This window comes from Streptosporangium amethystogenes (assembly GCF_000721075.1).
In the GTDB taxonomy this organism is placed as follows: Bacteria; Actinomycetota; Actinomycetes; order Streptosporangiales; family Streptosporangiaceae; genus Streptosporangium; species Streptosporangium amethystogenes.
Genome location: NZ_JOEQ01000197.1, coordinates 1 through 290, shown reverse-complemented (window position 1 = coordinate 290; position 290 = coordinate 1). Strand labels below are relative to the sequence as shown.

1 protein-coding gene is annotated in these 290 nt (G+C 67.9%); it reads right to left on the bottom strand.

The features are described from left to right. Positions 1–290: hypothetical protein (locus tag IG98_RS52275; protein ID WP_030926827.1), on the bottom strand; the 290-nt coding region annotated here is incomplete at both ends.

Below are 290 nucleotides of genomic sequence, written 5' to 3'. Positions count from 1 at the left end.
AGGTGGACGTAGGAGTCGGTGATGACGATGTCGTCGCCGGAGGCTCGGAAGCCGTCGCTGTGGCCGCGGACGTGTACGCGGGTCGCGGTGTATTTGTCCTGGCCGATGCCGGGGAGGGTCTGGCAGCCCTGGGCGGGGCCGACGGTGGAGTCGGTGATGGTGAACCGGAAGGTCCGCTCCCCGTCGGCGTTGATCACTCCGCCGTCGATCCGGCTGTTTCTGATGACCACGTTGTCGGCGTGGACGAGCAGGTCACCGGTGATGTGCACGCCGTCGAGCACGGTGCCCGG